The organism is Marinimicrobium sp. UBA4209 (assembly GCF_002381585.1).
Classification (GTDB): domain Bacteria; phylum Pseudomonadota; class Gammaproteobacteria; order Pseudomonadales; family Cellvibrionaceae; genus Marinimicrobium; species Marinimicrobium koreense.
In genome coordinates this window covers 278-3223 of record NZ_DFTP01000029.1, presented here as the reverse complement: position 1 = coordinate 3223, position 2946 = coordinate 278, and the positions used below count along the sequence as shown (strand labels likewise).

2 protein-coding genes are annotated in these 2946 nt (G+C 57.8%); one reads left to right on the top strand and one right to left on the bottom strand.

The features are described from left to right. Positions 1-133 precede the first annotated feature (133 nt). Positions 134-1441, bottom strand: coding sequence for a DEAD/DEAH box helicase (locus B3187_RS04395; protein ID WP_286804758.1), 1308 nt, complete (start codon positions 1439-1441; stop codon positions 134-136). A 404-nt stretch (positions 1442-1845) separates the two neighbouring features. On the opposite strand from B3187_RS04395, the gene B3187_RS04390 reads away from it, so the two are divergent. Continuing rightward, the coding region (locus B3187_RS04390; RefSeq protein ID WP_286804756.1) for a sensor histidine kinase at positions 1846-2946 on the top strand (1101 nt) is incomplete at its 3' end.

The following is a 2946-nucleotide window of genomic DNA, read 5'->3' as shown; positions in this document are numbered from 1 at the left end:
TTTTCTACCTTATAACTGACTACAGAAAGTTACGCAAGAAGCCTCCCGTAGGTCGGATTAGGCCAAAGGCCGTAATCCGACACTCACCGAAAACAAAAACGGCACCCGAGGGTGCCGTTTTTCGTTCTTCGTTTTATGCTCGCCGTTGGCGACTTTTCTGATTTGGTCGACCGCCATTGCTATTCTTGCGGGCGCTGGACGGCGCGTTGTTGCGGGCACGGTTGCCGCCCGGTTTGGCGCTTCGGCCCCGACCGCCGCCATTGTTCTGGCGACCCAGCTGAATGGGCTCCGGGCGAATACTCGGGTCCGGCTCAAAGCCGTCGACCACCACTTTTTCCACGTTGGTTTTGATCAGCTTCTCAATGTTGCGCATGAAGTTGTGTTCATCTACGCACACCAATGAAACTGCAACACCTTCACGTTCCGCACGGCCGGTGCGACCGATGCGGTGGACGTAATCTTCCGGCACATTGGGCAGCTCGTAGTTCACCACGTAGGGCAGCTGATCAATATCGATACCGCGAGCGGCGATATCGGTGGCGACCAGAGTGCGAACCTTGCCGCTTTTGAAATCGGCCAGTGCTTTGGTACGTGCGCCCTGACTCTTGTTGCCGTGAATTGCAGCGGCAGTAATGCCGTCATTCTGCAGTTGCTCGGTCAAGCGGTTGGCGCCATGTTTGGTACGGGTGAATACCAGCACCTGCTTCCAGTCACCATCACCAATAAGGTAGGACAACAGCTCGCGCTTGCGATTGCGATCCACCGGGTGCACCCGCTGGGTGATGCGCTCGGCGGTGGTGTTGCGCGGCGCGACTTCGATCAGCTCGGGCTGGTTCAGCAGCTTGTCCGCCAGTTGCTTGATCTCATCCGAGAAAGTAGCGGAGAACAACAGGGTCTGTTTCTGTTTGGGTAGCAGCTTCAGGACTTTTTTGATGTCGTGAATAAAGCCCATATCCAGCATGCGGTCCGCTTCGTCCAGTACCAGGGTTTCCACCCGGTCCAGTTGCAGAGCGTTTTGCTGTACCAGGTCCAGAAGGCGGCCCGGTGTGGCCACCAGAATGTCCACGCCTTTGCGCAGCGTCATCATCTGGGGGTTGATGCTCACCCCACCGAAGACCACGGTGGAGCGCAGCGGAAGATGCTTGCCATAGGTGCGCACGCTGTCGTGCACCTGGGCGGCGAGTTCGCGGGTCGGCGTCAGGATGAGCGCGCGCACCGGGCGATACTTCTGGCCGGATACGTCTTTACGACTCATGTTTTCCAGCAGCGGCAGGGTAAAGCCGGCGGTTTTACCGGTACCGGTCTGGGCGGCCGCCATCAGATCGCCGCCTTGGAGGACGGTGGGAATGGCTTTGGCCTGAATGGGCGTAGGTACGGAGTAGCCCGCGTCGTCAAGCGCACGCAGGAGTTCGGCGCGAAGGCCGAGTTCAGCAAATGTCATGAAATGTGTTTCCTGTGGCCCGATCCCTGCCCAGCAAATGTGGGTACGGTCTGGGTGAGCCATGATGAGGTATCAGAGAAGAGCGACGCCGACCGAAGGACGCCGAAGCGCGGACTATAACACAGTTGTTTGGGGAGCGCACGGTAGATTTGTTTACCTCAAGAAGCTATCTCGCATGGGGGTCTTTGGTTTTGGTTGCGGCGGATGCGGCCTCCGGCCTCCGAAGCGTCGGACCGATCCGCCCTACGGAGAGCTTGGTGACGGAAAATTGACTTGGGGTTTTATTTGAGTCCTGTAACTTATTGAATAATAAAAGAAAACCAGATTGGCACCCTCCTTGCAAAAACCGATATCAAGCAATGGCCTCGCGCCAGAAACCCGTAACATGACAGAGGGAGTGCCCCATGGCTGAGGGTGCATCGACCATTTCCGAGAAGTCCGCCGCCAGTGCAAGGGCTGACGTGGTCAGTCTGCGTCCGTCGACGTCGGGCCCCGCAGGTGAAGCGGATGGCGCGCGCGATCAGGGCTTTGACCTGTTTGAGGATCTGTCCCAGCGGTTGGTGACCTCCCACGAAATGCTGGAGAGGAAGGTGGCGGAGCTCAGCGGTGAGCTGTCCAGCCTCGAGAAAGAGCGCCGTGAGGCTCAGGTTGAAAAGGAAAAAATTGCCAACCGTCTCGATAACCTGATCAATTTTCTGCCCGGCGGGGTGATTGTGCTCGACTCCACGGGGCGGGTCACTGAAGCTAATCCGGTGGCCGTGGACCTTCTGGGTGAGCCGCTGGAGGGCATGCCCTGGCGGGAGGTCATTGCGCGCTCGTTCAAGCCGCGCAGTGATGACGGGCATGAAGTGTCGCTGCAGGATGGGCGACGTATCCGTATTGCGACCCGCAACCTGGGTGTCGATGGCCAGATCATTCTTCTGACGGACCTGACCGAAACCCGGCGGTTACAGAGCGAGCTCAGTCGGCACGAACGGCTGTCGGCCCTGGGCAAAATGATGTCCGCACTGGCACACCAGATCCGTACACCGCTCTCGACCGCCATGTTGTATGCAGGACACCTGCGCAATAGTGAGCTGGACGAGTCACGTCGCGGTGAGTTTACCGACAAATTATCCAGCCGACTCAATCACATCGAGCGACAGATTCAGGACATGTTGCTGTTCGTGAAAGGCGAGCTGCCCCTGAATGATTACGTCACCGTTGAGGATCTGCAAAATGGCCTGGCGGAAGCGCTGGAAGTGCCGCTGAACACCTCCGCCAGCCACTGCCAGTGGTTGAACAGTTGTGCCCACGTGCATCTGCGTTGCAATCGCGAAGCGCTGATTGGTGCTTTGCAGAATCTGGCGAACAACAGCATTCAGGCGGTCGGTAAAGGCGCCGAGCTGTTGATCAATTTCAAACATGAAGTGGTGCAAGGCCAACATTGGTTGGCGATTCATCTGACTGACAAAGGCCCGGGCATTGATCCGGAATTGTTGCCGCGGGTGCGGGACCTGTTTGTG

Bases quoted from the DNA above. Each gene is read 5' to 3' on its own strand.
- B3187_RS04395 (WP_286804758.1), bottom strand. From the start codon at position 1,441: ATGACATTTGCTGAACTCGGCCTTCGCGCCGAACTCCTGCGTGCGCTT.